The organism is Microbispora sp. CA-102843 (assembly GCF_050936215.1).
Classification (GTDB): Bacteria; Actinomycetota; Actinomycetes; order Streptosporangiales; family Streptosporangiaceae; genus Microbispora.
This window is the reverse complement of record NZ_JBNJNF010000001.1, coordinates 6,340,461-6,365,626: the sequence shown is the minus strand read 5'-3', so window position 1 is coordinate 6,365,626 and position 25,166 is coordinate 6,340,461. Positions and strand designations below refer to the sequence as shown.

The 25,166-nt window shown below is 69.5% G+C and carries 33 protein-coding genes and 1 pseudogene; 23 read left to right on the top strand and 11 right to left on the bottom strand.

Annotated elements, in window-relative coordinates; translation table 11 throughout:
* Nucleotides 1–21: 21 nt before the first annotated feature.
* The 3 genes from ACQEVJ_RS29490 to ACQEVJ_RS29480 all read left to right on the top strand — a co-directional run bounded on the left by ACQEVJ_RS29490 (nucleotide 22) and on the right by ACQEVJ_RS29480 (nucleotide 992).
* A complete protein-coding gene (locus ACQEVJ_RS29490; RefSeq protein WP_433106619.1) occupies nucleotides 22–327 on the top strand; it encodes a DUF6247 family protein in 306 nt (101 codons plus the stop codon).
* A 308-nt stretch (nucleotides 328–635) separates the two neighbouring features.
* Nucleotides 636–782: a hypothetical protein gene (locus ACQEVJ_RS29485; protein WP_433106617.1), complete on the top strand. Its 147-nt coding sequence runs from the start codon at nucleotides 636–638 to the stop codon at nucleotides 780–782.
* A 6-nt stretch (nucleotides 783–788) separates the two neighbouring features.
* Nucleotides 789–992: a hypothetical protein gene (locus ACQEVJ_RS29480; RefSeq protein WP_433106615.1), complete on the top strand. Its 204-nt coding sequence runs from the start codon at nucleotides 789–791 to the stop codon at nucleotides 990–992.
* Nucleotides 993–1,195: 203 nt separating this feature from the next.
* Here the strand turns inward: ACQEVJ_RS29480 and ACQEVJ_RS29475 are convergent, their stop codons facing one another.
* A complete protein-coding gene (locus tag ACQEVJ_RS29475) occupies nucleotides 1,196–2,017 on the bottom strand; it encodes a PxKF domain-containing protein (RefSeq protein WP_433106613.1) in 822 nt (273 codons plus the stop codon).
* Between the two features lie 103 nt (nucleotides 2,018–2,120).
* Here ACQEVJ_RS29475 and ACQEVJ_RS29470 point away from each other — a divergent pair, with 103 nt between their 5' ends.
* The 4 genes from ACQEVJ_RS29470 (at nucleotide 2,121) to ACQEVJ_RS29455 (ending at nucleotide 3,701) form a co-directional block, all read left to right on the top strand.
* Nucleotides 2,121–2,474 carry a hypothetical protein gene (locus ACQEVJ_RS29470; RefSeq protein WP_433106611.1) on the top strand — a complete coding sequence of 118 codons (354 nt, stop codon included), beginning with the start codon at nucleotides 2,121–2,123 and terminating at the stop codon, nucleotides 2,472–2,474.
* Nucleotides 2,475–2,486: 12 nt separating this feature from the next.
* Complete coding sequence (locus ACQEVJ_RS29465) at nucleotides 2,487–2,642, top strand: hypothetical protein (RefSeq protein WP_433106609.1); 156 nt, start codon at nucleotides 2,487–2,489, stop codon at nucleotides 2,640–2,642.
* On the top strand, nucleotides 2,639–2,872 hold the full coding sequence (locus tag ACQEVJ_RS29460; RefSeq protein WP_433106607.1) for a hypothetical protein: 234 nt from the start codon (nucleotides 2,639–2,641) through the stop codon (nucleotides 2,870–2,872). The genes ACQEVJ_RS29465 and ACQEVJ_RS29460 overlap by 4 nt, the downstream gene beginning before the upstream one ends.
* Nucleotides 2,873–3,158: 286 nt before the next feature.
* On the top strand, nucleotides 3,159–3,701 hold the full coding sequence (locus ACQEVJ_RS29455; protein ID WP_433106605.1) for a DUF6368 family protein: 543 nt from the start codon (nucleotides 3,159–3,161) through the stop codon (nucleotides 3,699–3,701).
* Nucleotides 3,702–3,934: 233 nt separating this feature from the next.
* Here ACQEVJ_RS29455 and ACQEVJ_RS29450 read toward each other — a convergent pair whose 3' ends face one another.
* Nucleotides 3,935–4,204 carry a cell division protein CrgA gene (locus ACQEVJ_RS29450; protein WP_433106603.1) on the bottom strand — a complete coding sequence of 90 codons (270 nt, stop codon included), beginning with the start codon at nucleotides 4,202–4,204 and terminating at the stop codon, nucleotides 3,935–3,937.
* Nucleotides 4,205–4,362: 158 nt separating this feature from the next.
* On the opposite strand from ACQEVJ_RS29450, the pseudogene ACQEVJ_RS29445 reads away from it, so the two are divergent.
* From ACQEVJ_RS29445 to ACQEVJ_RS29410, 8 genes and pseudogenes are all read left to right on the top strand, one after another.
* A pseudogene (locus tag ACQEVJ_RS29445) lies at nucleotides 4,363–4,875 on the top strand (Tn3 family transposase); the annotation flags it as partial.
* A gap of 406 nt (nucleotides 4,876–5,281) precedes the next feature.
* Nucleotides 5,282–5,866: a dihydrofolate reductase family protein gene (locus ACQEVJ_RS29440; protein WP_433106601.1), complete on the top strand. Its 585-nt coding sequence runs from the start codon at nucleotides 5,282–5,284 to the stop codon at nucleotides 5,864–5,866.
* A 327-nt stretch (nucleotides 5,867–6,193) separates the two neighbouring features.
* Nucleotides 6,194–7,159, top strand: coding sequence for an ATP-binding cassette domain-containing protein (locus ACQEVJ_RS29435; RefSeq protein WP_433106599.1), 966 nt, complete (start codon nucleotides 6,194–6,196; stop codon nucleotides 7,157–7,159).
* Nucleotides 7,156–7,977 (top strand): ABC transporter permease, encoded by an 822-nt coding sequence (locus tag ACQEVJ_RS29430; protein WP_433106597.1) that lies wholly within the window; start codon nucleotides 7,156–7,158, stop codon nucleotides 7,975–7,977. Before ACQEVJ_RS29435 ends, ACQEVJ_RS29430 begins: the two co-directional genes overlap by 4 nt.
* Before the next feature lie 5 nt (nucleotides 7,978–7,982).
* Nucleotides 7,983–8,570 (top strand): TetR/AcrR family transcriptional regulator, encoded by a 588-nt coding sequence (locus ACQEVJ_RS29425; RefSeq protein ID WP_433106595.1) that lies wholly within the window; start codon nucleotides 7,983–7,985, stop codon nucleotides 8,568–8,570.
* Between the two features lie 233 nt (nucleotides 8,571–8,803).
* A complete protein-coding gene (locus ACQEVJ_RS29420; RefSeq protein ID WP_433106593.1) occupies nucleotides 8,804–9,244 on the top strand; it encodes a phosphotransferase family protein in 441 nt (146 codons plus the stop codon).
* Between the two features lie 40 nt (nucleotides 9,245–9,284).
* Nucleotides 9,285–9,623, top strand: a complete 339-nt coding sequence (locus tag ACQEVJ_RS29415; RefSeq protein ID WP_433106591.1) for a hypothetical protein — start codon at nucleotides 9,285–9,287, stop codon at nucleotides 9,621–9,623.
* A gap of 137 nt (nucleotides 9,624–9,760) precedes the next feature.
* The gene (locus tag ACQEVJ_RS29410; protein ID WP_433106589.1) at nucleotides 9,761–10,006 is read left to right on the top strand and encodes a hypothetical protein; all 246 of its coding nucleotides are present in this window, start codon (nucleotides 9,761–9,763) and stop codon (nucleotides 10,004–10,006) included.
* A gap of 364 nt (nucleotides 10,007–10,370) precedes the next feature.
* Here the strand turns inward: ACQEVJ_RS29410 and ACQEVJ_RS29405 are convergent, their stop codons facing one another.
* Complete coding sequence (locus ACQEVJ_RS29405; RefSeq protein ID WP_433106588.1) at nucleotides 10,371–11,597, bottom strand: GDSL-type esterase/lipase family protein; 1,227 nt, start codon at nucleotides 11,595–11,597, stop codon at nucleotides 10,371–10,373.
* 110 nt (nucleotides 11,598–11,707) lie between these two features.
* Here ACQEVJ_RS29405 and ACQEVJ_RS29400 point away from each other — a divergent pair, with 110 nt between their 5' ends.
* Nucleotides 11,708–11,938, top strand: a complete 231-nt coding sequence (locus ACQEVJ_RS29400; RefSeq protein ID WP_433106586.1) for a hypothetical protein — start codon at nucleotides 11,708–11,710, stop codon at nucleotides 11,936–11,938.
* Nucleotides 11,939–12,018: 80 nt separating this feature from the next.
* Here ACQEVJ_RS29400 and ACQEVJ_RS29395 read toward each other — a convergent pair whose 3' ends face one another.
* Nucleotides 12,019–12,363 carry a hypothetical protein gene (locus ACQEVJ_RS29395; RefSeq protein WP_433106584.1) on the bottom strand — a complete coding sequence of 115 codons (345 nt, stop codon included), beginning with the start codon at nucleotides 12,361–12,363 and terminating at the stop codon, nucleotides 12,019–12,021.
* A gap of 320 nt (nucleotides 12,364–12,683) precedes the next feature.
* On the opposite strand from ACQEVJ_RS29395, the gene ACQEVJ_RS29390 reads away from it, so the two are divergent.
* From ACQEVJ_RS29390 to ACQEVJ_RS29380, 3 genes are all read left to right on the top strand, one after another.
* Nucleotides 12,684–13,349: a hypothetical protein gene (locus tag ACQEVJ_RS29390; RefSeq protein WP_433106582.1), complete on the top strand. Its 666-nt coding sequence runs from the start codon at nucleotides 12,684–12,686 to the stop codon at nucleotides 13,347–13,349.
* A 904-nt stretch (nucleotides 13,350–14,253) separates the two neighbouring features.
* Nucleotides 14,254–14,421 carry a hypothetical protein gene (locus ACQEVJ_RS29385; RefSeq protein WP_433106580.1) on the top strand — a complete coding sequence of 56 codons (168 nt, stop codon included), beginning with the start codon at nucleotides 14,254–14,256 and terminating at the stop codon, nucleotides 14,419–14,421.
* 461 nt (nucleotides 14,422–14,882) lie between these two features.
* On the top strand, nucleotides 14,883–15,449 hold the full coding sequence (locus tag ACQEVJ_RS29380) for a copper chaperone PCu(A)C (RefSeq protein WP_433106578.1): 567 nt from the start codon (nucleotides 14,883–14,885) through the stop codon (nucleotides 15,447–15,449).
* A 169-nt stretch (nucleotides 15,450–15,618) separates the two neighbouring features.
* Here ACQEVJ_RS29380 and ACQEVJ_RS29375 read toward each other — a convergent pair whose 3' ends face one another.
* Entirely contained in the window at nucleotides 15,619–16,008 is a 390-nt protein-coding gene (locus ACQEVJ_RS29375) for a hypothetical protein (protein ID WP_433106576.1), read from the bottom strand.
* A 321-nt stretch (nucleotides 16,009–16,329) separates the two neighbouring features.
* On the opposite strand from ACQEVJ_RS29375, the gene ACQEVJ_RS29370 reads away from it, so the two are divergent.
* The gene (locus tag ACQEVJ_RS29370; RefSeq protein WP_433106574.1) at nucleotides 16,330–16,611 is read left to right on the top strand and encodes a hypothetical protein; all 282 of its coding nucleotides are present in this window, start codon (nucleotides 16,330–16,332) and stop codon (nucleotides 16,609–16,611) included.
* Nucleotides 16,612–17,006: 395 nt separating this feature from the next.
* Here ACQEVJ_RS29370 and ACQEVJ_RS29365 read toward each other — a convergent pair whose 3' ends face one another.
* Nucleotides 17,007–17,621, bottom strand: coding sequence for a TetR/AcrR family transcriptional regulator (locus tag ACQEVJ_RS29365; RefSeq protein ID WP_433106572.1), 615 nt, complete (start codon nucleotides 17,619–17,621; stop codon nucleotides 17,007–17,009).
* A 212-nt stretch (nucleotides 17,622–17,833) separates the two neighbouring features.
* Here ACQEVJ_RS29365 and ACQEVJ_RS29360 point away from each other — a divergent pair, with 212 nt between their 5' ends.
* Both ACQEVJ_RS29360 and ACQEVJ_RS29355 read left to right on the top strand, forming a co-directional pair.
* The gene (locus ACQEVJ_RS29360) at nucleotides 17,834–18,208 is read left to right on the top strand and encodes a nitroreductase family deazaflavin-dependent oxidoreductase (protein WP_433106570.1); all 375 of its coding nucleotides are present in this window, start codon (nucleotides 17,834–17,836) and stop codon (nucleotides 18,206–18,208) included.
* Between the two features lie 188 nt (nucleotides 18,209–18,396).
* Nucleotides 18,397–21,108 carry a BTAD domain-containing putative transcriptional regulator gene (locus ACQEVJ_RS29355; protein ID WP_433106568.1) on the top strand — a complete coding sequence of 904 codons (2,712 nt, stop codon included), beginning with the start codon at nucleotides 18,397–18,399 and terminating at the stop codon, nucleotides 21,106–21,108.
* A gap of 4 nt (nucleotides 21,109–21,112) precedes the next feature.
* On the opposite strand, the gene ACQEVJ_RS29350 is transcribed toward ACQEVJ_RS29355, so the two are convergent.
* Entirely contained in the window at nucleotides 21,113–21,397 is a 285-nt protein-coding gene (locus tag ACQEVJ_RS29350; protein ID WP_433106566.1) for an HPr family phosphocarrier protein, read from the bottom strand.
* Nucleotides 21,381–21,755, bottom strand: coding sequence for a dihydroxyacetone kinase phosphoryl donor subunit DhaM (gene dhaM, locus ACQEVJ_RS29345; RefSeq protein WP_433106564.1), 375 nt, complete (start codon nucleotides 21,753–21,755; stop codon nucleotides 21,381–21,383). Before dhaM ends, ACQEVJ_RS29350 begins: the two co-directional genes overlap by 17 nt.
* Before the next feature lie 36 nt (nucleotides 21,756–21,791).
* Here dhaM and ACQEVJ_RS29340 point away from each other — a divergent pair, with 36 nt between their 5' ends.
* On the top strand, nucleotides 21,792–22,565 hold the full coding sequence (locus ACQEVJ_RS29340; RefSeq protein WP_433106562.1) for an IclR family transcriptional regulator: 774 nt from the start codon (nucleotides 21,792–21,794) through the stop codon (nucleotides 22,563–22,565).
* 17 nt (nucleotides 22,566–22,582) lie between these two features.
* On the opposite strand, the gene dhaL is transcribed toward ACQEVJ_RS29340, so the two are convergent.
* The 3 genes from dhaL to ACQEVJ_RS29325 are packed head-to-tail and all read right to left on the bottom strand — an operon-like array spanning nucleotide 22,583 to nucleotide 24,997.
* On the bottom strand, nucleotides 22,583–23,209 hold the full coding sequence (dhaL, locus tag ACQEVJ_RS29335; RefSeq protein ID WP_433106560.1) for a dihydroxyacetone kinase subunit DhaL: 627 nt from the start codon (nucleotides 23,207–23,209) through the stop codon (nucleotides 22,583–22,585).
* A 28-nt stretch (nucleotides 23,210–23,237) separates the two neighbouring features.
* A complete protein-coding gene (gene dhaK / locus ACQEVJ_RS29330; protein WP_433106558.1) occupies nucleotides 23,238–24,230 on the bottom strand; it encodes a dihydroxyacetone kinase subunit DhaK in 993 nt (330 codons plus the stop codon).
* A complete protein-coding gene (locus tag ACQEVJ_RS29325) occupies nucleotides 24,227–24,997 on the bottom strand; it encodes an MIP/aquaporin family protein (protein WP_433106556.1) in 771 nt (256 codons plus the stop codon). The genes dhaK and ACQEVJ_RS29325 overlap by 4 nt, the downstream gene beginning before the upstream one ends.
* Nucleotides 24,998–25,166: the final 169 nt, after the last annotated feature.

Below are 25,166 nucleotides of genomic sequence, written 5' to 3'. Positions count from 1 at the left end.
TGCGCCGGGTACGGTTCAGCCATGAGCGCGCAGCCGGTTCATGATCCGCGATTCGATCCGCAGACGATTCTCCAGGCGCTGCCGGAGAGGTGGCGGCCGGTTTTTCTCGCGCAGTATCGAGAGGCATGGGAGGCGGCCCGGGAGCCGGGTGAGTACCACCGGCTACCCGAACTCCTCAATCTGTGGTGGCTGAACTCGATCGCATTCGCCGATCCCTCCTATGAGCAGCGCGCGCAGGAGGCGGCTCGTGGGGTCGGCGAGTTCGTTTCCCTGGAGGAGGCCATCCCCGACTGGGAAGAGCGAGTGGCACAGGCGCGGCGGGCGTGACCTACCGCGTACGCCTTGCCGCGGCAGTGCTCGCGAGGATGAAGAACCTGCCCGACGCCGCGCTGAACGCTCTGGTGGAGCGGACCGCGACACGACCTTCGGCGATTTCGGTCTCATCCATTTTCATGTAGACGAACAGGCTGAGTTGATCACGGTGTACGAACTGGTCTGGGCGGGTTGATCGCCGTACGGCAGCATGGCGGGGATGGAGAGGAACCGATCACGGGGGACGCGGTCACTGTTGCGTACCTCGGAATTTCCCGAAGGGCTACCACGCGAAGAACGACAACCACCGGACCAGGACCGAGGTGTACGACGTTATCAAGGCCCAGGCCCCGCGGTTCGACACGACGTTCCTCGCGAAGGAGAACGCCTACGACTCGGTGCGGAACAAGGGGGACCTGTACCTGTACCGGATGGCGTGGTTCTTGCACTTCAAGGAGATCGCCAAGTAGGTCACCGTGCAGGGGGACACCCTCTACGTCGTGGTGGCGACGCTGCTGGGCACCTCGGCCCGCAAGCGGGCGTTTGAGGCCGCCATCAGGGAGGTGTGCGAGGACCACGCGCCGTCACGCCGCGACGTGGTGGTCTGCCACTGGGACTCCTGCACGAGCTGGGGCCTGCAGGTGGCCGACTACGGGCTGTGGGCGGAGGTCTCAGGCTGATAGGCCAGACCTGAGCCCTGCCTGTCCATGCAGGCCAGAGGCATATACGTTGGATTTCCCGCCGAAGCTACGGAAACCCCAGGGAGTCCGATTCCTCCCCCGCCTGAAGGCGGGGGTTTCCTCGGAGGTTTCCGATGAACGGCGCCGGGCGCGGCCCCCTGCCATCGGTCAGGGGGTCGCGCCCGGCGGATCAGAGGGGATGGTTACTTGAATTGGAATTTGGCGGTGTGGTCGGTGCCGTCGGACAGCCTCAGGTGGAGGGTGCGGCAGGTGCCCGCCCATGCCTTGTCGGTCTTCCACACATAGGTGTACTGTCCGCTGCCCGCGTCGTAGGTGAGGCCGGAGGTGCTGGTGGTGGTGGTCTCGATCGGGTTCGTCGTGCTGCCGTCGCAGGCGGTCCGCTCGGAGGACGGGGAGCCGGTGGCGAGGATGTCCAGGCCCTGGCCGCCGCCGAGGGAGAACTTGACCGGGATGGCGCGCCCGGCGTTCACCGTGTTGACGATCGGCAGGTTGTTCACGGGCTGGAAGAACCCGGTGAAGGGGAAGGCCGGGGTCGGGTTGCCGACCTGGGTGGTGGTGGTGTCGGTACCGTTAATCCAGTTGCCGGAGGCGGAGGCGGAGGCGGTGACGGTCCCGGCCGCGGTGGGAAGCACGGTGAGGGTGATCGACACCGGCATGTCCAGCATGGCGAGGTTCCAGCAGTGGGCCGTGGTTCCCTGGATGTCGCACGCCCAGAACCAGTCCGAGGTCTGCGCGGCGGTGAAGGTCGCGGCGGCGCCGGACAGGGTGATGGTGGTCTCGTAGGCACCGTCGCCAGACACGCTGTTGGGGAGGTCGACGGTGTAGGTGTAGCCGGTGTCCACCGGGACGGGTCCGGCCGGGCCGGTGATCTGGACGAGGGAGTCGGCGTGCGCGGGGCTCGCGACGGCCAGCAGTCCGAACACGGCGCTCGCCGCGGCGAGCACGGCCAGGCGGCCACGCCTACCGCGGCGGCTCGGCGATGCGGTGACGGTGGGACGAGACATGAAGTGCCCTCCATAAGGGGGTTGCTGCCGTGCTGCGACAGACTCTCCTGGCCTGTCACAACGCAGCATCGGCATAGGACGCACCCGTCACCAAACGCAGACGGTGACGGAAACCCACCACACGCAGACCTCGTTCCCCCGCGACATGCGGTCGGCCTCCGAGCCGAACCACGATCCCCGAGCGGTCACGAAGGCGAACAGTCCGCAAACCGTGAGCTATCAAACTGATCATCTCATAGACTCCCAAACCGCACCCCCGCCTTTACCCAAGTGCCTGCTGACGGGGTTCTCGGTCGGGTTCGAGGTGGGCAATTGCGCCAGCGAGCACATGCTGGAGGCCCACCTTCGGCTCGGCAGGTTGCTGTCGGTGTACCTGCACACGAAGCGTTTCGGCACGTGGGTGCAGCGGCGGCTTAACCCGACCGGCTACGACTCGCGTGAGGTGCGCCTGGCCTAGCAGGTGATCGACATGCGCACCCCGGAGGGTATGCAGCGCGCCCGGATCGGTGACTGGGTGGTGCGTGACCCGGCCGGGGAGTTCTTCCCGGTGCTGGGGTCGGTGTTCCCCCGCCGGCTCGAGAAGCCAACCGAGCCCGACCCTGAGCCCGAGCCGGACGAGGCGTGACCGGCTGGTGGTCCTGGCTGCTGACGGTCGTCGGCATCACCGGCTTGTACTTCGCGGGCCGACGTCAGGCGTTCGGCTGGGCGATCGGGCTCGGCGCGCAAGTGCTCTGGCTGTCGTACGCGATCGCCACAAAGCAGTGGGGATTCATCGTGTCGGCGTTCGCGTACGCCGCGGTGTACGGCAGGAATTTCGCGGCCTGGCGGCGCGAGCGGACGAAGGAGCGCACGTGAAACTGCCGGTGGAGCGGGTCGCCCGCGTGTGCCACGAGGCGAACCGCGTGCTGCAGATCGCGCACGGCGACCCGGCGGTGTCGCCGCACTGGGACGAGGGGTTTCCGTAGCTTCGGCGGGAAATCCAACGTATATGCCTCTGGCCTGCATGGACAGGCAGGGCCCAGGTCTGGCCTATCAGCCTGAGACCTCTGCATAAGCGCAGGTGAGAGGCGTATCCGTTGGATCCTGCGCCATTACTACCGAGGACCCCTGGTAGGTCAACTTGCCTCGATACCCTCGGGGCATGGCTGGCCCCGTGTTGGTGATTGAGCTACCGGAGCGAGTACCCGACGCGGCGTTGGGGGAGCTACGCGGACTTCTCTCCGGTCTGTCTCCTCGGTTCGAAGAGCCGCGCCCCGGCGAGTACGACATCAAGGTGTCCGCTAGGCGGCTGGGGGTCGGGGAGGACGACACGCCGGCCGAGTATCGGCCTTTCATCGTCTCCGTGATGGGACCGGGCATCGGAGACGTGGAGATCTTCGAGGCCGAGCACGCAGACGAATCGGATCTGGAGCCGATCATCGGCTTCAAACCGACGCACGCCGTGGACGTCATTTCGATGTGCAACAGCCGGATCGACCACATCATCACGGCGCTCTTGACCGCCGCGATCATGGATGTGATCGGAGGCGTCGCCGGCGTGGAATTTCGCGAGGACCTGGCACAGGTTATCGCCGGCCTTCCGGGCCTGGTCAGGCTGGTTCCGGATCCCTGGCAGGTTGCCTTCGGCACGTCGGATTTCCTGCGGGCATGGGCCGCCCATCCAGACTTCCGCCTCCTCAAATAGGTCCTTGCCCAGCTCATGCTAAGTGTCGCAAGGGAGATCGCTCGTACGGGAACGCATACAGCAACGCCGCCTTGCACAGGCACATCCCACCGGCCCGTATCTACTGGTCGAAAAGGGCAAGAAGGCCTCTACGTCGTGGCCGGCTCCCGTTCGCAAGCAGGAAGTCAGGTGTGGCGTGCCAACGGGAACCGGGTGCCGCTGCCGGCCCTGAGCAGGCCAGGCGCCGAGAGGTGTCAGAACCGACGACGTGCCGATGCGATCGCCGTCACCGCCAGAATCAACGCGAACACCACGCCCAGAACGAGAAGCATGAAGCCGACCAGCAGGTTCCAATTCCCTAAGCCGTCGATAACCGGAAGTGTGGGGTCCACGTAATACACAACGATCCACAGGATGCCAATGATCCATGAGGCGGCCATTGCCAAAGCAGGCCATCGCGATGGGCGCCTGGTGTGCTGCGACGAGGTGTGGTCCGTTCCTTCATCAGAGTAGGGGGCAGACACTCGTTTCACCTCTCTGGTAGGCGGTAATGCGTGCATACCGAGCGCGATCGCCTGTAGGGCGCCAAAGCGAGGCTATCCCACAGCGGCTGACGGGATAAGACCTCTTCGTATTCTGTCCCCAGAGGCCCCGGGGGTCGTCCTCGCAATCAGCCGGTTCGCTAAAGTTCGGTCACGCCACCACCTCGCTACTGGTCGGCAAGCTGTCCGCGGCCGGCAGGCAGAACGCGCTCGCCGCAGCGCTCAAGGAGTACGGGGCACTGCGGCGCACCATCTACGCCGCCCGATACCTCGCCGACCCGGCCTACCGGCGCAAGATCTCCCGGCAGCTGAACAAGGGCGAGTCGTTGCACGCGCTCAAGCGAGATCTGCTCTACGCCCACGAGGGCGCCATCCGAGCGCGGCACCTCGAAGCTCAGACCGAGCAGGCGTGGTGCCTGACGCTGGCCACCAACGCCGTGGTCGTCTGGACCACCGAGTACTACGGCCTCGCGGTCGAGTCGATGCGCAGGGCGGGACGCCGCATCGACGACGAGGTCCTGGCCCACATCTCCCCGGCGCACAGCGAGAACATCAACTTCTTCGGCGCAATCGAGGTCGACATCGAAGGTGAACTCGCCCAGCTCGGTCCCACCGGCTATCGGCCGCTGCGCGTCCGCGACACGCTGTTCTGACGGGCTTCCCTCACGGGGCGCACTCGGCGTCGGGGGCATTGCCCCCTCAGGGCCCCTTCAGTAGTAGGTGCCGAAAAAACAACGCTTAGCTGCGTCGGCGCTGGGAGAGGTAGGTACTCGCGGATCTTGCCGGGCACGTGCGGCCGCTGGGCGCCGAGCGAGATGCCCAAGCGTCGGGAACTGGTTGGCGATCTCCAGCGCGGTGAGGGGGCCTGGCGCTGTAGCTGTGTGACCTGGCGTTTGCGAGGGTGAAATCGAGATCCGGTCGGTGGTGCTCGAGCCCGCCGAGTACGCCGTGCTGAGTCCGGAACGCGAGGACTACCTGCGGACGCGGATCGCGCACCGATTAGGTTTCCGCGCCGCGCCCGTCTGTACGTGTGAGATCGACTCACGGGAGGCTGGCACGATGCGGAAACTGATCTTCGGCATGAATGTGACCCTGGACGGCTACATCGCCGCGACCGGCGACGACATCGGCTGGAGTGGGGGGGAGGGACCGGACTCGTCGCCGAGCGACGAGCTGTTCCAGTGGTGGTCCGACCGGGTGGACGCGACGGGCCTGGCGCTGTACGGGCGCAAGCTGTGGGAGACGATGAGCTCCCACTGGCCGACCGCCGACAAGCAACCGGGTGCCACACCGGCGGTGATCGAGTTCGCCGGCCGCTGGCGGGACATGCCGAAGGTGGTGTTCTCCTCTACGACCAGCGCGGTCGACTGGAACACCCGGCTGGTCACCGGCGACGCGGTCACCGAGATCACCAGGCTCAAGGCCGACGACGGCGGCCCCATGGACATCGGCGGTGCCACACTCGCCGCGGCGGCCATGCGGGCCGGGCTGATCGACGAGTACGCGATCGTCACCCATCCGGTCCTGGTGGGCGGCGGCACGCCGTTCTTCACAGCCCTGGACAACTGGGTGAACCTGAGCCTGGTGGAGACCCGGACGTTTCCCGGCGGCGTGGTGCTGACCAGGTACGAGACGAGGCGATGAGCACGGGCCAAATGCTCGGCTCGTGAGGCCAGGGAGCAGAAACCCCCGACGCGGTAGTGCTCGCATCCCCCGTCCCCTGTGGGGCCCAGACGTCAAACCGTCCGGGCCCCACTCGGGACACATCGTCATCGCGGCGATCAAGCCGACGGCAAGGGCGAGCCGACACCCTCCGCCTCCGTGCAGGCCCTGACCTTCTTCCGGACCGGGGAAGCTCGGGTATGGCCGTCAGAACGACTCGGCGCAGCGCCGCGAATCCATCTGATAACCGGAGTCCCGGTGAGTGAGGGCCCACTTGCAAACTTACCTACCGATAGGTAGGTTTTAGGTATGAACAACGTCACCACGCCAGCCATCCGTGCCGTCGGGCTCGGCCGGGACTTCGCAGAGCGCACCGCGGTGCACCGGCTCGACCTGGAAGTGAACCCCGGAGAGGTCTACGGCCTGCTCGGCCCCAACGGGTCGGGCAAGAGCACCACCGTCCGGATGCTCACCACGATGCTCCGCCCCTCCCGGGGCACCGCCCAGGTCGCCGGGGCCGACGTCTCCCGTGACCCTGGAACGGTCCGCCGCCGCACCGGAGTCGTCCTTCAGGGCGCTGCCCTCGACCCTCTGATGTCCGCCCGCGAACTGCTGCGCCTGCAAGGACGACTCCAGTCGCTCACCGCCCGGCAGGCACGCGCACGCTGCGCCGAGCTCCTCACCGCCTTCGACGCGCAGGAGTTCACTGACACCCCGGTCGGCAAGCTCAGCGGGGGCCAGCGCCGCCGTGTCGACCTCGCCATCGCTCTGGTCCAGCGCCCGGACGTCCTCTTCCTCGACGAACCCACCACAGGGCTCGACCCGGCCAGCCGCCGGGACCTGTGGGACCAGATCCGCGCACTGGCCGCCAGGCACGGCGTAACCGTCCTGCTGACCACCCAGTACCTGGAAGAGGCCGACCAGCTCTGCGACCGCGTCGGCATCCTCCGGGCCGGACGCCTCATCGCCTCCGCCGCCCCTCACGTCCTCAAGGAGGAGGTCGGCGACCGTGTCCTGACCCTGCGCTTTCGCGACGCCTGGGCCGCCGGCCAGGCCCGGGAGCTGCTCGCCGCCAGGGGCGAGCAGCTCCACACGGCCGAAACCGCCCCTCACGCGGTGAGCATCCGGCTCGCCCGTCCCGGAACCGACGGGGAGACGCTGCTCACCCTGGCCTCCGCCGGCCTGCACGCCGAATCCCTGACCGTCGACGAACCCAGCCTGGAGGACGTATTCCTCCGTCTGGCCCTCACCCCGGAAGGCGCCACCGCCGCATGAGTACGATCACCGCCGCCGTCGCTGGCCCCGCGGGCCCGCCCGCCGCACCGAAGTCGTGGGCGGCCCTGGGACCACTGACCGCCCGCTCGCTCAGATCCTGCCTCCGTGCGCCTTCCCTGCTCCTCTCGCCGTTGCTGACGAGCGCGTTCTTCCTGATCATCTACGAAGGGCAGCTGTCCTCGGTCACGGCCGCGACCACTCCCGGCGGCCGCTATATCGACGTCGTTCTGCCGCTGTGCCTGCTCACCACCGCCTTCACCGGCGGCGCGACCGCGGGGCAACTGCTGGTGAGCGACATCGGCTCCGGCTATCACGCACGGCTCTGGCTCACCCCGGTCAGCCGCTGGACCCTCATCACCGCCCCCGTCCTGGCAGGCGTCGTCGTCCTGACCGCTCAGGCCGCCGCACTCACCGCACTCGGCCTGCTGCTCGGCTTGAACCCCGCCTCCGGGTCCCCCGCCCTCCTCGCTCTCATCGGCACCACCGTCCTGCTGGGGACGGGATTCCTGCTGCTGGCCGCCGCGGTCGGCCTCCACACCGGCAACAGCTCGGCAGTCGGCTCCGTGACCCTGGTCTTCTTCCCACTCTCCTTCTTCACCGCCACCTTCGTCCCGCGTGACCAGCTCGGCGGCTGGATGGCCCACGCGGCCGACATCAACCCGCTCACCCCGCCGCTGGAAGCCATGCGTAGCCTGCTCACCGCGCCCTGGAACGAGCAGAACCTGCTGCCGGGCACCCTCGTCGCTCTCGCCCTCCTGGTGGCGGGCGCCGCCGCGGCCCACCTCACCCTGACCCGCCGTACCCGTACAGGAGTCTGACCACCATGCCCCGCCAGAGCGACACCCGCACCCGTGCCCGCGACGAGTTCGCCCGCCGACTCGCCGACTACGGCTACCTCGGCGTCTCCCTCGACGACATCGCCAAAGCCGTCGACGTGAAGAAGGCCAGCCTCTACCACCACTTCCCCGGCGGAAAGCCCGCCCTGTTCTTGGAGGTGGCCGACCACTACACCAAGGAAGCCTCGGCACTCCTCCAGAGCGCACTCGCCACCCCCGGTACCCTGCGCGACAAGCTCCTCGCCCTCGCCGCCTCCTACGCCACGGGCACCTACAACTCCGCACTCAGCAACCAGATCTACTACGCCACCCGCCACCTCGAAGACGACCAGCGCACCGAGGTCTCCCACGCCTACGTACGCGGCCTCATCCAGCCCGTCACCGACCTCATGGCCCAAGCGGTGGCCACGGGCGAACTACGGCAAGCCGACCCGGGATTCCTCGCCACCGCCTTCATGGAACTCGCCGCCACCGTCCACCCCACACAGGACGACTGCTCCCCGGCCACCGCCCACCGCCTGGCCCAGGACGTCGTCGACCTCTTCCTACGAGGAGCCGGCCCGGACACCCCCTGACCTGAACCCCCCCTCAAGCACCCGGCCAAGCCCCCTTCGAACTTCCGGGTGCTTGAAGAGCTGAGGTCGCCCAGGCGAAGTACGGCCTGGCCTGACCGATGACGCCGCGACGGCCGACGGCGCGGTGATCGGGTCAACCACCCGACCCAGGTCCGGCCCGAACTGGGAGAAGGCACTCGCCCTGGCCCACCGGTTCAATTGAAGCCGCGCCCGAGACGCCTGTCATCCTCAGCGTGCACGAGCTCAAGCGCCTCGCGCGCAACGCGGCTGAGCTGATGACGCTGTCCGCCGAGCTCCAAGCCGGCAAACTGGACTCGCCAGCTCGTTCGGACCAGGGGACACTCGCCGAGTTACGCGAGGAGCTCGATCTGCTGCGCGCCGAATTACATGGCTGGTCCGGTCCTGCTCAAGCCGTCCACGGGGACGCACACGCCGGGAACCTCCTCGCCGTACCCGATGGACTGCTGTGGATCGACTTTGAGGAGACCTGCTTCGGCCCGACGGGCTGGGACCTTGCATGTCTGCTCGGCTCAGGAGGGTTCCAGGGGCGACAACGCCGAGTCAAGAGCGCCTGCAGCGTCGCTTCGCGATCAGCTTCGCTGACCCTTGACAGGGGCGGGCAGAAGCTGGAGCGCCAGATTGATGCCCTAACCTCCGCCGACGCCCGCGGGTGAGATCGTGGGAAAAAATCACCCCCGACGGAACAGGAGCGCCGTGAGCGGAAGCATCGACATCGCCTACATGGCCGCGGGCATCTCCAACCCTCTCGACAGCCGGCCCTTCGCCGAGGCACTCGGCCCCCGCGACGTCCGGTACGGCGGGCGCAAGATCGACGTGCCCGACCTGGAGAGCAAGTGTCATCGCATCGAGATCGACTCGACTCCGGGCACGAGCAGGGTCGGTGTGACCATCGCCAACACCAGCAACGCGGCCGTCAGCGTATTCGACGGCGACACCTGTGGCGGCACGCGGCTCGGCGACCTCGCGCCGGGGGAGACCCGCTTCCTCGCCTACACGGGCGCGACGTTCTCCCTGTACGTCTCCGGGCTGTGAGCCTCGCCGAGGCGGATAGCCGGTCCTGAGGCCAGGCGGCCGGCCCCGCTCCGGCCGAAGTGACGGGCGGGGCGTGGCCGGTCGTCCTGGACGAGACGCGGTCAGATCCGGATGACGGTGCAGGGCGGCCCTTTCGCATGCCCGGCGAGAGTTTCACCCTCAACCGCGCCACCGGCCAAGAGCGCTCCAAGTGGGTCCCCTGGGACGGCACGGGCGCGATCAACTTCACGGCCGGTGGCAAGAAGTACGACTTCTACCAGAAGCAAGGCTGGATCACCGGCACGATCGACGGCGTCAGCCATGCCTTCATCCAGGAAGGCGGCCGGATCTTCATCGCCTTCGCTGCCGACGGCACGCCGTTTTTCGGCAAGGTTCCCAGCTGAACACCCGGACCGGCCGCACCCGCGCGCCGCCGGGCATCCTGCGGCGTGGGCGGGTGGGCCTCACCTGGACTTCTCCGGGATCGATACTGGTGTGGCTCGTCGGCGGATGGGGCGCCAAAATAGACCTCACCCCAGCGGGGGTGAGCCCTATCTTGTGCTCGGGACGAACCAAGCGTCGTCGTTGTCAGCCCTCCACGAACCACCCGTTGAAGAGTCCGCCCACGCATTGGGCCCGCTCGAGGCCGGTGACGCGACCGCCCCCGGTAAGGCACACGGCCCCTGGGATGGAGGCGCGTGCAGCGCTGGCCGCCGGGTGAGTTCGATGATGGTGCCGTCGAGGACTATGTGCGGGCTGTGGAATGGATCAGGTGTGACTCCTGGGCGTGCCCGCGTTGCAGGGCTGGGTGCCGGGATTGCGGTAGAGGGCCAGCAGGCAGCGGCCGAGCGCCTGCTGGCCGAACGCGTTGGGGTGCATGGCCTCCTGCTGGTGTCCCTGGCTGATCTTCGCGCCGGCGGTGCCGTACCGTACCCATTCCATCGTGTCGCCCAGTTTGGCGGCGTCGTCCAGCGGGCCGGCTTGGCTTGTGCCCTGCTCGCACAACGCGTGGCCCTCCATGGCGCCCAGCATGCTCAGGAACTCCGCACCGGTCGCGGTGGCGACCCGCCGCAGCATGGCGTCGATCGCGGGTGCCAGGGTGTCGTGCATCAGGTCGAAGTCGGCGTCCCACAGCGGGCAGCCGCCCACGAGCGTACGCTTGGTGGCCTTGCCGCCGCCGCCCTGGCTGTAGCGCACCCGGGCCGAGGAGGGCACCGGAGAGGGATAGGACTGCAGGATCAGCCGGTAGTCGGCGGAGCGGGCGGGCGCCTGGCTCATCACCTGGCGGATCTTCTGAACCGCCAGGGTCACCTGTTGCTCCACCGCCGGTAGCGCGGCGAGAAACTGATCGCCCTCGCCTGTGGAGGCGCAGGAGCGCTTGTCGCCCGCCATGTACAGCGCGGCGCAGCGGCGCAGCATCCCGGACAAGTTCAGGTCGTTGCCGCCGATCGACAGCACGACCACCTTGACCTGCTGGGTGGCGGCAACCTGAGCAAGCAGTTCGGCTTGGGAGGCGGTGTTCTCCTTGAACGCCTCGTTGATGACGTGCTGGGTCTCCGCCCCTGAACAGGCCAGGTTGACCGGGGTGAGCCCGGCCTGGCCCAGCCCGGTGATCTCGGCCACGTCGGAGCGGTGACATCCGGTGCCCTCTCCGTGCACGGCCGTGCCGTCATACACCCGCTGGGGGTCGTAGTAACAGATCAAATGCCTGCGATAAGCGGCCCGGTCGGTTCCGCCGCGGGTGCAGCCGGCAGCGGCGGACACCGTGCTGTTGCCCCACCACCGGCCTGCCTCGCCGGAGATGAAGCTGTCCCCCAAGGACACCGCCACCTGCTCGGCTGCCTGGGCCTGGGCGGGTGCGGGAACGGCCAGGGCCGTGGCGCTCAGCGCCAGGACCGCCAGAACCCGACCGGCATGCCCGGCACGGCGCACGTCGCGGGGGCGGCGGGGGACGGCGGGAACGCTGCGGGGATGCTGCGGGACGGTAGCGCTCACTGCTGTTCCTTTCACGGTGCGTGGGAGACGCCTTTTGAGCCGGCCTTCGGGGTGTGGAAGAACGGAAACGTATGCCTGACCTCGGTGTTCGGGGGAACGCGAGTACATCCGTGACCGCACCCTTGGAAGGCCACGAGTCCGCGCGCAGCCGCGGCAAGACCATCGGCGGCGCCGCCGTCACCGACGACGCCATGCTCTCCATGGCCCTTCACCTGCGCGAGCAGAACCCCAGCCGGCTTGTCATCACCAAGGGCAAGAAGAAGGGCCGGCACCCGTCCCCGGCCACCGTCCTGCGCATGCTCCGCGAGCACGACGCCACCGCGGCGTCGGTCGAGGGCTGACCAGCCTGTCGGTGCGGACCGGAACGGCCCACCAGCCGCTCCGCGGGGGTCGTGATGGCCAGGGCGCCCGAATCCGCGCTTCAGGAGAAGACGACGGAGCGCACCAGCAGGCGCTCTGAAGCACCTGCGCCGGGGCGCAGGCTGTAGAAGACATCCCCCATGCAGCCGGCCTCGAGGAAGACCGTGGCCGTCGAGTCGGTCAGATTCTTCGGCGCGTAGGCGGCCGAAGTGCCGTCAGAGCCGGCTCCCTGGATGTCGATACATCTCCTGCTCTCGGGGTCGTTGATGAAGCCGACGGCGTCGTACCCGTCGGCGGTCGTGTAGGAGTAACGGAACTGGCCTGTTGCGGCCGACGCGGAGGCGGGAACCGCCAGAACCAGCATGATGGCGCTGCTGGCGGCGGCCACGGCAGAGTGCAGACGCATGGATCCTCTTCCCGAAGCAACGACAACACTATGCGTAATCATTAGGTCACAGTAAGTGTTGGATGTCGAGCGCGTGCCTCGCCCGCGGGGGACGGGACGGCCACGGCATACGCCGCAGCGCCCGCACCCCGGACCCACCTTCGGGCGGTCCCCTCCCGGTCTGCCAGGCACTGCCGCCCAAGGTGCTGGAGTACTGCCCGGCCGCCCCGGGTAAGGCGATTCCGTCCTTGCGGGAAGCCTGTGTCCAGCGGCCGGGCGGGCGGGCGGCAAGTGCGTCCAAGCGCAAGTGATCTCCAAGAGGCGGAACTCACCCTGCGGACATGAACAGCAGACGCGACGGCTCCGAAGGATCCAGCGACGCCAAGCCCGGCACAGAGACCCGGTGGCAGATCGCGCTGGCTTTGCTGGCCGGCCTGCTGCCGGTCTGCCTGGTGGCGGGCGTGCTCCTGGTGGCCGCGGTGAAGGCGTCCCTGCCGTGTGTGTCGCCGCCCGAGGGCACCTGGCCGCCGCCCGCCGCCCGCACCTACACCTACGTCGATTTGCCGCCCACGGCGGCGGAGATGCGCCGTGCCGCCTCTAGCCCGGGCAAGGAGCCCGTCATTGTCGCGGTCTACAAGACGCCCGGCGGGAAAAGGGTCCAGGTGTGGCCGCTCTACGCAGAACACCCAGATCCGGGCGCCTCGCTCAACGAGAAACTGCGGCGGTCCGGCAGTAGGACGGTCACGACAAGGTCCCGCACCCAAGTCGTCGACGAGTGCCCCGACGGAATCGTGGCGATGCCGACCACCCCGCTCGGCGGAGCGGCGGCCTGCTACCCAACCCGGTTCATAGAGCCGAAGACCTACATCGACAAGCCGGGGGCGGTGTGTATTTTCTTCGACCGGTGGTCCGGGGCGGAACTGGAGGCGCCGGGCATGACCGTGAGCGAGCTGGCCGGGCTGATGTCCCGCCTCCGACCCGCTATCCAGGTCCCGCGCACCCTGTGACCGCCTCCCTCGCTGGAATCGCCGCCCCTTGAGCAGTTCGTCGCTGCCGGGTAGCAGACGATTGGACGCGGCGGGCCGACAGCGGCACATGGTGGGAGAGAGCCGATCAGGACGGATCGGCCAGGTCGGGCAGGGGAGTGTTGGGGCAGTCCTGTGCGGTTGTGGTCAAGGCGGTCTTCTCCGCGGCGTCGACGGTCAGGCCCCAGTTGATCTTTACGGCGGTCCATTCCGCGATGTACCTGCACCAAGGCGGCCTCGGATGGGGGCAGCCACTCGGCGGGGTCCTTGTCGGCCTTGGAGCGGTTGGCGCGGGCGGTCACCGCCACCAGGTGGTACGGCTGGTCGAGGTCGTTGGCGTACGCCTCGCGCTGGGAGGCTGTCCAGGCGTAGGCGCCCGAGTCCCACGCTTCGGCGAGCAGCACGAGGTGGTCGACGTCCAGGCTGGAGGCTTGGTCGACGGTGGTGTCGTCGTAGTAGGAGTACCACTGCCCGCCGGTGAGGGTGCAGCCTGGCCCGACCTGCGGAGGGGTGACGGCCTCGGCGAGGAGGACTTCGGCCCGGGTGTTGCATCCGTCGTGGTCGGCGTCGATCCAGTGCTTGAACGAGGTGCGCTTGTATCCGGTGCGGTCTTCGCCGGCCAGGGGCAGGGGGAGGCGATGGCGTCCCACAGCAGGGCCCGGGTCGATGCGGTTTGTCCGGCGCGGACGCTGAGGTACTGGCGGCAGAGGTTGTGGCCATCGCCGGGCTGAGGGCGGCGGTGCCCAGGGTGAGGGTCAGCGTCGTGGCGACGGGCCAGGAGTGCACGTGGGGTGCTCATGGGGGCTCCGATCGAGGATGTCGGTCAAGGTCACCGATCGATACGGAGAGTAGTTACGTGCAACTCTGGGTGAGAACTACCAGTCCGGTGACACTCCGGAGCAGGCTGAGACATCTGGTCACCCATGACACGTTCGGGCTCGGCACCGTGGTGGCGGTGGACGGCCAGGCCGAGAAGACGCGAGTGAAGATCGACTTCGGGAGCGAGGGGGAGAAGACCCTGCTTCTCACCTACGCACCAATCGACAAGCTCTGAGCCCCGACCTTCCCGGTGCCCATGCTCCTGGGGTGTACGACGTGGCGGAAAACGCGGCGCCATGCCGTTGCCCGAGCGTTGGAGAACAAGTAGGAGCCCAGGTCGCCGGCATTTCTGTTGTCTTGCGACCGCCGCCGGGCCGGTCGCATACTGGCGTGGAGCGATGTCACTCGCGCGCGGGGAGATCTCGCGCGCACCAACACTTGTGCCATGGCCACGTATGAACGCCACTACGTCACCGTGTGATCGTGACGGGGCATTCTCCGAGCGCGTGGAGGCTTTCTCCGAGCCCGGGCAAGACCCGCGAAGCGGGGGCGATCAGCGGTCAACTCGGCGGGATCACCGTCGGCGACGCGGAGCGCCGGCGATTCCGGCCGGGTCATGTTCACATCATCGGACCGCCTGACAGGAGGACCGGCCCGCAGCGCCACATTCTCAACTGCCTGACCAGGGAACGCCGTATGAACACGTCACCTCACCATCGTCGTACGGATCTCCGGCGAGTAGCGGCGCTGTGCATCCTGATCGCGACCTGCCTGGCGTTGGCGCTACAGGCGTGCGACTCCCCGCGGCAGCGGGCCAGGCCCCAGGCCACCTGGAGCAGGAACGGCCTGGTCGACGGGCAGATCGGCCCGGTGCGGCTGCTGCACGTCCACATCCTCGCCCCGCCCATGAACGAGCAGAAGGCCGGCGACGACCTGGGGCTGTACCTGACCCTGGTCAACAACAGCGACAGACCGCAGACGCTCGACGGCGTCAGCACCGTCCACGCCGAGCGGGTCGTTTACCGGCAAGGGCCGTCCTCCCCCCAGCAGTCCGTCAATGTGACGATCCCCGCTCATGGGGTCCTCTCCCTCCAGCAAGGGCACGACCGCCCACACCTGGAGCTCATCGACATTCACCGCCCGCTCGGTGCCACTCCCATCGACGTCACGTTCCGCTTCCCCACCGCGGGCACGATTACCCTCCGCATCCCCGTCCTCCCGCTGTCACGAGCGGCCGGATCGCCCACACCCGGCCACAGTTAGTCGCGGGGACCGGTTGGGCGGCCGGGCGGGAAACCCGCTCCGGCCGCCACGTGTGCTCGGCCCCCGGGTGGCGATCACGCGATCAGCCCGGGGGCCGGCCGCCTCTGTCTCGCACCGCGCGAGGGGCTCGGGCGCGCGGTGTCACCCGTGCCCGGATGGCCGATGCGGCTCAGTCACCCAGGTTGATCATGTCCGGCATCTCCGGCACGCCGCCGTCGAGGTCGGACAGGTCGGCGACCGTGCTCTTCGGCGGGGCCTTGACCGTGACCTTCGAACCCCAGCCGACGAACGAGGTCGTGTTCGCCGTCTCGATCTCCATGGTCGTCTTCTTGTACTTCGTGGTCATCGTCATCGACGTGGCGACCTTCCGTACGAGCTGGTCGGCGCCGATCCAGATCTTCCAGTTGACCACGTTCTTGCCGTCGGCGGCGGTGAGGCCCTTCCTCAGGCTCGGCACCACCGCGGAGAGCTGCTTCAACGTGATCGCGCCCCGGTAGACCGTGGTCTTCGCGCCGTTGACGACGCCACCCGGGCCCTTGGCCTTGGTGGTCGCGAGCACGGCCTTCAGGTTGCGCCAGTCCAGGGGCGTTCACGAACTCGCCGATCATCTGCAGCGCGCCGTCCGGGTCCTCCCCGCGCATGCGCAGCCACTTCTTCCCCTCAGGGAGGAGGTTGGAGTAGAAGCCGCCGGAGAGGTAGGCCGTACGCCCGATGGTGATGGTCCGGATGGGCTTGTCCAGACCCTTGAGATCCTCGCCGTCGCCCAGAAGCGCACCACGCCACATCCTTCTTGGGGTCACAGGGGCTGGCATGTCGTGAACCCCTGGGAATGCGAGACCGTCTCCTCTGAGCCAACATCCCCAGCCCCAAGGGAGAGCACGTGCTCCGTCGTTTCCTGGCCGCGAGCGTGCTTGTCGCGTCCGCTCTCGTCGCCCCCGCCGCACTAGCCGTACCGGCCGACGCGTCTGCCCCTTCTGCTTCCACGTCGGCCGCGGCGAGCTGCTACAAGCGGGTGGGCAACCACTGGAACTGCATCACCCCGGGCGCCTACTGTCCGGCCGCGGCGCACGGGAAGTACGGGTACGCCAAGGTCACGAACAAGCGCTACAAGTGCAGCTACTACAGCAGCGACCGCCGCTGGCACTGGAAGCGCGCCTACTGACCGGCAACGCAGTGAATGGCCTCCGTGCCGGTGTGGCGTTGGCCGGACCCGAGTGGATGGCCTCCAGGGCGGCGTCGCGGCCGCAGAGCATGGTGCCGCGAACCTGATCGACAGTTGAAAGCGGGGGAGCGGGACGGGAAAACGCCTCCCGGAGCACCGCCGCGGCGTCGCCGTTCGAACACCGGCAGCGGGTGCGTCACCACATATTCGCGGCCATCAGGGGCACGAGCGCACCGGCCCGCCGTATCGGATGCATCACCCTCGCCAGCGTGATCACCGAGCACGACCTGCCCACCCCCTCATCGGATCCCGATGGCATCGCCGCGGGCCCCGGACGGTGCTCTGTGGACCGCCCTGGAAAACAGGAGCGGTCGCCCGATGACGCTTTCGGGGCTCTACCTCCGCCGAGCTTCGAGCGCATCCAGAATCAGGTCCAGGCCGTAGCCGAACTCGCTCATGTGGTCGTAGCCCGGCTGCAGGGCGTGGTCGATGATCATCTCCTTGAGGTACGGCAGCTCGCCCGCCGGCAGTTGCTCGAGGATGTCGCCGGCCACTTCCTCGACATTGTCCGGCGGTGTCACCGGCAGGTTCGCCTCCTGGAGGACGAACCCGCCGATGTAGCTGTCGATGAGCGAGACAGCGTGCGCTGCCATCGGCAGCGTGAACCCCGCCTCCCGGAGGACACCGAGGACGGCGTCGTGGTGGCGTAGCGTCGCCGACCCCGGGTTGCGACGGGAGTCCATGAGGCCGAGAGCCCAGCTGTGCTGCGACAAGACCGCACGCGCGGAGGAAGCGCGCGCACGGATTGCGTCGCGCCAATCGTCGCACTCGGCACTGGGTAGCTCGATCGCTGCGAACACCATGTCGACTACGCCGTCGAGGATCGCGTCCTTGTTCGGTACGTGGTGGTAGAGCGACATCGCCTCCACACCCAGTTCCTGCGCCACCCGTCGCATCGTGATCGCCTCCGCGCCGCCGCGATCCGCGACTCGGATCGCCGCTTCCAGCACGCGACCTCTGCTGAGCGGTTGTGGTGGTGGTGGTGACACGACGGCTCCGGGGTATGGGCAGGTTGACAACCTTACAAGCGTAAGTCAATCTTACAGACGTAAGCCGCCTTACAGGCGTAAGTCGTCCAGGGTCCTCCGAGGTTGCATCAACTGGGGCTCGGCGAACGTCTGACCCGCGACGCGCCCCGCCGGGGCGAGAGAAGGAGATCCTGATGCCGATGCCGACGTGGTGGGGGCACGTGAACAAGAGGGTGTTCAACCCTCGCGCGATCGCGGCCGGGAGGTGGCCGGTGCTGATTCACGTCGGTCGCATTTCTGGCGCGACGTACCGCACGCCGCTCGATGCGCATCCTGTCGACGGCGGCTACCTGTTCGTTCTGGTGTATGGATCGCGCTCGGACTGGGTGCAGAACGTCTTGGCAGCCGACGGTGCGCGGCTCCGGGTCGATGGGAAGGAGGTGGAACTCGCAGCCCCACGCCTCGTCGGGAAAGGTGAGGCGTTCCAGGTCCTCCCCGATGAGGTGGCACGCCCACCGAGGCTGCTCCGCATCACCGAGTTCCTCCGTATGGACCTGGTCGCCGACTGACGGTCGACGTCTAGTAGGACTTTGTTAGTTGGAGATCTTGTCTGAGATGATCTCGGGGTGACTTCGGCTGAGTTGGCTGAGGTGCGTGGCCGTCTTGAGGATTTTGCGGGTGAGGTGTTCACCTCGTTCGCCCGTAGGGAGCAGCGGTCGAACGGCGGGTTGTATCTGCGTGGGTTGATCGGGCTGTTGTGGCCTACCTCCTGCTCAACGCCGGCCGCGTAGTCAGCATCGAGCGGCTGATCGACGCGATGTGGGGCTACGACCCTCCCGACACCGCCCGATCACAGATCCATGCCTCGATCACCGCGATCCGCAAGGTGCTGCGTGGTGCGGGAGCCGTACGGCTCCTGGAGACGCGTGCCGGCGGCTACGTCGCGCGGCCGGAGCCCGGGCAGGTCGACGCGCAGGAGTTCACCGAACTGGTGGCCGGCGGGGAGCTCCGCAAGGCTCTGGACCTGTGGAGCGGCGAGGCGCTGGAGGACGTGCACGCGCATTACGTCACCGGCGTCCGTGAGCTCTGGAACGACCGGCGGCTGTCGGCGTACGAGCGCCTGGCGGAGGGCGAGCTCGCCGCCGGGCGGCACGGCGATCTGCTCGACGAGCTCGCCGCCCAGGTGACCGCCAACCCGCTGCGCGAGAAGCTCAACGGCCATCTCGTCCTGGCCCTGTACCGGGCGGGCCGCCAGCCCGACGCCCTGGCCGCCGCACGCGCCTACCGTACGGCTCTCGCGGACGAACAGGGCCTCGATCCCGGGCACGCCTTCACCGAACTGGAGCGGGCGGTCCTGGCGGACGATCCGGCCCTGCGCCTGGCCGACGCGGCACCGGCGGTTCCCGGCCCGCCGTGTCGCTCCACCTTCCTGCCCTACGACATTCCCGATTTCTCCGGGCGGACCGCCGAACTGGAGCGGCTCGGGGACGACTACCACGGTCCGGCGGTCGTCACGATCGACGGCATGGCCGGGATCGGCAAGACCACGCTCGCCGTCCACGTGGCCCACCGGCTGGCCGCTCGCTATCCGGACGGCCGGCTCTTCATCGACCTGCGGGCCCACACGGCGGGCCGGGAGCCGATCGACGCCGCCGCGCTGGAGGCGCTCCTCCGCCAGCTCGGGGTGCCCGCCGACCGCATCCCGGTCACGCCGGCCGAGCGGAGCGCGCTCTGGCGCGCCGAGCTGGCCGATCGCCGCGTGCTCGCCGTGCTGGACAACGCCCTCGACGCCGAGCACGTGCGCCCCCTGCTGCCGGGGCGCTCCGACACTCTCGTCCTGATCACCAGCAGGCGGCGGCTCGTCGACCTGGACGGCGCCCGGGCGCTGTCGGTCGACGTGCTGGGCGAGGCTGACGGCGTCGAGCTGTTCGAGCGGATCGTGGGCGAACGCGCTCACCAGGAGCCCGACGCCGTACGCGAGGTGCTGCGGCTGTGCGGGCACCTCCCGCTCGCCATCCGGATCTCCGCCGCCCGCCTCCAGCACCGCCCGCGCTGGACCGTGTCCTATCTGGCCGGCCGGCTGCGGGACCACCGCCGGCTCCTGGACGGGGTGTCGGCGGCCTTCGCCCTCTCCTACGAGCAGCTCCACGAGGACGAGCAGCGCATGTTCCGCCTGCTCGGGCTGGTGCCCGGGCGCGACATCGACGTCTGCGGCGCGGCCGCGCTGGCCGGGATCCCGGAGGACGAGGCCGAGGAGCTGCTCGAAGGCCTCCTCGACGCCCACATGCTCCTGCAGCTCGAACCGGGCCGCTACACCTTCCACGACCTGCTCCGCGAGCACGCCCGCTCGCTCGCCGAGGACGACGGCGCCGTCATGCGGCTGCTCACCTACTACCTGCACCGCTCCCGCGCGGCGATGGACCGGCTGTTCCCCTACACGGTCGGCCAGCGGGAGGACATACCTCAGCCAGCTGCCCCGATCGCGCCCATCCGCGACGCCGCGGAGGCGATCGCCTGGCTCGACGCCGAGCGCTCCAACATCATCGCGACCGCCGTCCACGGACCCGAGATCTGCCTGGGCATGCTGGCCCTGGCGATGCGCCCCTACCTCGACCGGCACGCGCACCACGACGACGCGCTCACGCTGCACACCCTGGCGCTCCGGCGCAGCCGCGTGCTCGGCGACCGCGAGGTCCAGGCGCGAGCGCTCACCGACCTGGCGCGGACCTACTGGCGGCTCGGCGAGTACGAGCGGGCGGAGGAACACGCTCACCAGGCCCTCGACGCGTGCGAGGAGGCCGGCGAACGGGCCCGGGCACTGCTCACCCTGGGCAACGTGGCCCTGCGGCGCGGCCGGGACGTCCAGGCGGAGCAGCACCTCAAGCAGGCCCTCGACCTCACCAGGATCGGCGCCGACACCTGGGGCGAGGCGAACGTGCTCGGCATCCTCGCCCTCCTCCTCGACCGGGCCGGCCGTCCGGAGGAGGCCCGGCGCCATCTCGACCTGGCGCTGGCGCTCCACCGCAAGGTGGGCGACCCGGCCGGAGAGGCGCTGATCCTCGACCACCTCGGCGTCGTACTCCGGCACCAGGGCGAGCTCGCCCAGGCGCGCACCCGCCATGAGCAGGCCGCCGCTGTCTACCGCACGCTCGGCAACACCGCCGACGAGGCGGCCGCGCTCAACGGGCTGGCCGAGGCGGCGGACGACCCGGCTCGGGCGGTCGAGGAGCACACGGCCGCGCTCACGCTCGCCGACCTGACGCGCAACCGGCCGGAGCAGGCGCGTGCCCACGACGGGCTGGCGCGCGCCCACCTCGCGCTCGGGCACGCGGAGCAGGCGGGTGAGCATGGGCGGCTGGCTCTCGGCCTCTACGGGGAGCTCGGTGTTCCGGAGGCCGAGAAGGTCCGCGACTTCCTCGAGCGCGCCGGAGAGTCCGCCGCGCCGCCGGCGGGCGCGGCGCGGCGGTAGGTCGTCAGCCGCCGAGCACCGCGCCGAGGGCGGTCAGCGCCTCGGCGGCGTCGTCGCCGGTGGCGCGCAGTGTCACGGTCTGCCCGCTCGTGGCGCCCAGGCCCATCAGCGACAGCACGCTGCGCACGTCGACCGAGCGGGAGCCGTACGAGAGGGTGACGGCCGAGGTGAAAGCGGCGGCGGTCTGGGCGAGCGCGCTCGCGGGGCGGGCGTGCAGGTCCTCGGTCAGGACGATCGTGCGCTCGCCGGCGCCGGCCTCGGGGGCCGCGGGCTCAGAGCTTACGGACATGCCACGCCTCCTCGGCCGCCGCCAGCACGCCGTCCAGCGAGGCCCCGCCGCCCGCCGCGACGACCGCGGAGATGGCGCCCTCCACGAACGGCACGTCGGCGATCACGACGTGACCCGGGGTCTGCAGCAGCCTGGCGGTGAGCACCGAGCTGCCGAGGTCGGGGATCAGCACGACGCCGTCCCCCCGGTCCACCTCCTCGATGGCGGCGGTCACCCGGTCGGGGCTGGTGCCGAGACCGCCGTCCTCGGTGCCTCCCGCCGCTGCCAGCGGCACCTGCGCGCCGCCGATCTGCCTGGCCAGCGCGGCCACCTCCGCGGCCAGGCCGCTGCTGTGTGAAATGAGTACGATGCCAACCATTCGTTATTCCTGAAGATCGTTCGGCATAATCGAAAAGTGATCCAGTCGGTGGAGCGCGCCGCGCTCATCCTGAAGGCCCTCGGGTCAGGCACCCCCCGGCTCGGGGTCACCGAGATCGCCGAGCGCGTCGGCCTCGCCAAGCCGACCGTGCACGGGCTGCTGCGCACGCTCGCCGCCTGCGAGCTGGTCGTGCAGGATCCGGACACCGGCAAGTACGCGCTGGGGCCCGCCGTGCTGCAACTCGGCAACGCCTATCTGGAGGGGTCGGAACTGCGGGCCAGGAGCCTGCTGTGGGCCGACTCCCTGGCCCAGCGCGTCAACGAGGCCGTCTGGGTCGGCACGCTGTCGGGGAGCCGGGTGATCGTGCTCCACCACGTGTTCCGGCCCGACGACGTCGTGCAGATCCTGGAGGTGGGCGCCGCGATCCCGTGGCACGCCTGCGCGCTCGGCCACGCCATCGCCGCCCACGACCCGCGCGGGGAGGAACTGCTGTCGGACGACCTCGCCCCGCTCACCGGGCTCACCAGGACCGGCCGCGACGACCTGGAGCGGGCGCTCGCGGAGGTGCGCCGCCGGGGGTACGCGGTCGAGGACCAGGAGGCGGCGCTGGGGGACGCGGGTGTCGCCGCGCCCGTCTTCTCCCGGGACGGCTCCGTGGTCGGCGCCGTCGCCGTGGTCGGGCCGGTCGAGCGGGTGCTGGACCCGGCGCGGCGGGAGGAGGTCGCGCTGGCCGTGCGCGAGACCGCGCGGGCGGTCTCGCGCGACCTCGGCGCGCCCCGCTCCGCTGTGCCCGGGGGCCCGGCCGCCTGAGCGGTCCGCGCTCGCGGTCATCGGGAGGCGGCCGCCTTCAGCGCGCCGAACAGCAGAGCCGTCGATGCGGCGCCGGGATCCTCGTGCCCGACGCTGCGCGGCCCCAGGTAGCTGGCCCGTCCCTTGCGCGCCTGGAGCGGGACCGTCGCCCTGGCGCCCTGCTCGGCCGCGGCGGCCGCCGCCTCCAGCGCATCCTCCGGCTTCAGCCCGTCCCGTACGGCCTGGGCCAGCGCGTTCGCGGCCGGGGCGAGGGCGTCGACCATGGTCTTGTCGCCCTCCGCCGCCGCGCCGAGGCGCTGGACGCCGGACAGGGCCGCGTTCAGGCCCGTGCTCAGCTCGGCCGGCGAGATCTCGGCGGCCTCGCCGAACGCCTTGCCCATCTCGCGGAAGGCGGTGCCGTACAGGGGGCCAGAGGCGCCGCCGACCTTGCGGATGAGCGTGGAGCCGACGAGGACGAGGAGCGCGCCGGGGGTCTGCGGGGAGGCGCCGGCCAGCGCCTCCTGCGCGGCGGTGAACCCGCGGTCGAGGTTGGCGCCGTGGTCGGCGTCGCCGATCGCGGCGTCCAGTTGGGTGAGGTGGTCGCGCTGCGCCCGCACGGCGGCGGCGATCTCCTCGATCCAGGCGGCGAAGAACTGGGTGTTCAAGAGGGGACTCCAGAGGTTCGGGTGGCGGTCAGCGGCCCCAGCGCAGCGCCGGTGTCTCCACCGGCGCGTCCCAGAGCCGGGTGAGCTCGCCGGTCAGCGAGCACGTCGTCACCGAGAAGCCTTGCATGTCGAGGCTGGTCACGTAGTTGCCGACCAGGCTGCGCACGGCCGTCGCGCCCTTCTCCCGCAGGTACGCCTCCACCTCGGCGAAGACGATGTACAGCTCGATGAGCGGCGTTCCGCCCATGCCGTTGACCATGACGAGCGTCTCGCCGGACAGCGGCAGGTCGGCGTCGATCGCGTCCATGGCGATACGGGCGATCTCGCGGGCCTCGCGCATCGGGGCCCGGGTCCTGCCGGGCTCGCCGTGGATGCCGATGCCGAGCTCGATCTCCGTGTCGCCCAGCTCGAAGGTGGGCTTGCCCGCGGCAGGCACCGTGCAGGGCGTCAGCGCCACCCCGAACGAGCGGCTGCGCTCGTTGACCTCCCGGGCGACCCGCGCCACCTCGGCCAGCGGCGCGCCGGTCTCGGCCAGCGCGCCGGCGATCTTCTCCACGAACAGCGTGGCCCCGGTGCCCCGGCGGCCCGCCGTGTAGAGGGAGTCCTGCACCGCCACGTCGTCGTTGACGAGCACGGTCGTCACCTCGACGCCCTCGTCGCCGCTGAGCTCGGCGGCCATCTCGAAGTTCAGCACGTCGCCCGTGTAGTTCTTCACGATGTGCAGCACGCCCGCGCCGCCGTCCACTCCCTTGGTCGCCTCGATGAGCTGGTCGGGGACGGGGGAGGTGAAGACCTCGCCGGGACAGGCCGCGTCGAGCATGCCGTAGCCGACGAACCCGCCGTGCAGCGGTTCGTGTCCCGAGCCGCCGCCGGAGACCAGGCCGACCTTGCCCGGCCGGGGGGCGCCGGCGCGGAAGACGACCTTGTTCTCCAGGTCGACGCGGAGCGAGGGGTGCGCCGCGGCGATGCCGCGCAGCGCGTCGGTGACGACGGAGTCGACGCCGTTGATGAGCTTCTTCATGACGTGGTCCCTACTGCCGTGGTCGTGCTCTCCAGCTTCGTCCTTTGTCGCGAGGCCGCAAGCGCCGTGTAGGCGAGCGCCCCGAGCAGCCCGCCCGCGAACTCCCCGGCGAAGTAGGCGGGCAGCTGGCCCCAGCTCACCGCGCCGCCCCAGGCCGCGTCCACGAGGAACGGACCCGCGTAGCGGGCCGGGTTGATCGCGGCCCCGGTCACCGGGCCCACGATGACGATGATCGCGAAGACGATCGAGCCGATCGCCATCGGCGCCCACCCGGGGGCGGCCTGCCGGTCGAGCACGCCGAAGACGACGAAGACGAGGATGAACGTGCCGATGGCCTCGATCAGCGCGCCGCGGGCGAAGCCGACCTCGGCGGCGTACGCGGTCACGCCGCCTCCGGCGGCCCTGGCGGCGTCCGCGCCGAGCGTCGCGAAGATCCCGAGCGCGCCGGCGACGGCCCCGGCGGCCTGCGCCGCGACGTAGCCCGGCGCCTCGCGCCAGGGGAAGCGGCCGGTCGCGGCGAGGGCGACCGTGACCGCCGGGTTGATGTGCGCGCCGGAGATGTGCCCGATGGCGTACACCGTGCCCACGATGACCAGCATGAACGCGAAGCTGATCATGCCGAGCTGGGCCATGGAGAAGGGAGCGTGGGTGCCGGCGGCGATGACCCCGGTGGCCGCGGCGGAACCGGCGCCGACGTACACGAGGAAGGCGGTGCCGAGCAGTTCTGACAGGAGCTTCTGGAACGTGGAGGGGGGTGAGTCGTTCATGAAACCGTCCAGAGTGTGAACGTCGTTCGATAATGTCGAACGCGGTTTCATAGAAGTTAAAACTGGAGGCCACCCGCGTCAAGGGCCCCGGCGGGTACGCCCGGAAGCCCCCAGGGGTCGACGGCGATCCATACTCCCGTCCTATATGGGGACGGGATATGGCGTTCCG

Coding starts and splice junctions, on each gene's coding strand:
- ACQEVJ_RS29490 (WP_433106619.1), top strand. CDS start 22: ATGAGCGCGCAGCCGGTTCATGATCCGCGATTCGATCCGCAGACGATT.
- ACQEVJ_RS29475 (WP_433106613.1), bottom strand. CDS start 2,017: ATGTCTCGTCCCACCGTCACCGCATCGCCGAGCCGCCGCGGTAGGCGT.
- ACQEVJ_RS29465 (WP_433106609.1), top strand. CDS start 2,487: ATGCGCACCCCGGAGGGTATGCAGCGCGCCCGGATCGGTGACTGGGTG.
- ACQEVJ_RS29455 (WP_433106605.1), top strand. CDS start 3,159: ATGGCTGGCCCCGTGTTGGTGATTGAGCTACCGGAGCGAGTACCCGAC.
- ACQEVJ_RS29440 (WP_433106601.1), top strand. CDS start 5,282: ATGCGGAAACTGATCTTCGGCATGAATGTGACCCTGGACGGCTACATC.
- ACQEVJ_RS29435 (WP_433106599.1), top strand. CDS start 6,194: ATGAACAACGTCACCACGCCAGCCATCCGTGCCGTCGGGCTCGGCCGG.
- ACQEVJ_RS29430 (WP_433106597.1), top strand. CDS start 7,156: ATGAGTACGATCACCGCCGCCGTCGCTGGCCCCGCGGGCCCGCCCGCC.
- ACQEVJ_RS29425 (WP_433106595.1), top strand. CDS start 7,983: ATGCCCCGCCAGAGCGACACCCGCACCCGTGCCCGCGACGAGTTCGCC.
- ACQEVJ_RS29410 (WP_433106589.1), top strand. CDS start 9,761: ATGCCCGGCGAGAGTTTCACCCTCAACCGCGCCACCGGCCAAGAGCGC.
- ACQEVJ_RS29395 (WP_433106584.1), bottom strand. CDS start 12,363: ATGCGTCTGCACTCTGCCGTGGCCGCCGCCAGCAGCGCCATCATGCTG.
- ACQEVJ_RS29390 (WP_433106582.1), top strand. CDS start 12,684: ATGAACAGCAGACGCGACGGCTCCGAAGGATCCAGCGACGCCAAGCCC.
- ACQEVJ_RS29380 (WP_433106578.1), top strand. CDS start 14,883: ATGAACACGTCACCTCACCATCGTCGTACGGATCTCCGGCGAGTAGCG.
- ACQEVJ_RS29360 (WP_433106570.1), top strand. CDS start 17,834: ATGCCGATGCCGACGTGGTGGGGGCACGTGAACAAGAGGGTGTTCAAC.
- ACQEVJ_RS29350 (WP_433106566.1), bottom strand. CDS start 21,397: ATGTCCGTAAGCTCTGAGCCCGCGGCCCCCGAGGCCGGCGCCGGCGAG.
- dhaM (WP_433106564.1), bottom strand. CDS start 21,755: ATGGTTGGCATCGTACTCATTTCACACAGCAGCGGCCTGGCCGCGGAG.
- dhaK (WP_433106558.1), bottom strand. CDS start 24,230: ATGAAGAAGCTCATCAACGGCGTCGACTCCGTCGTCACCGACGCGCTG.
- ACQEVJ_RS29325 (WP_433106556.1), bottom strand. CDS start 24,997: ATGAACGACTCACCCCCCTCCACGTTCCAGAAGCTCCTGTCAGAACTG.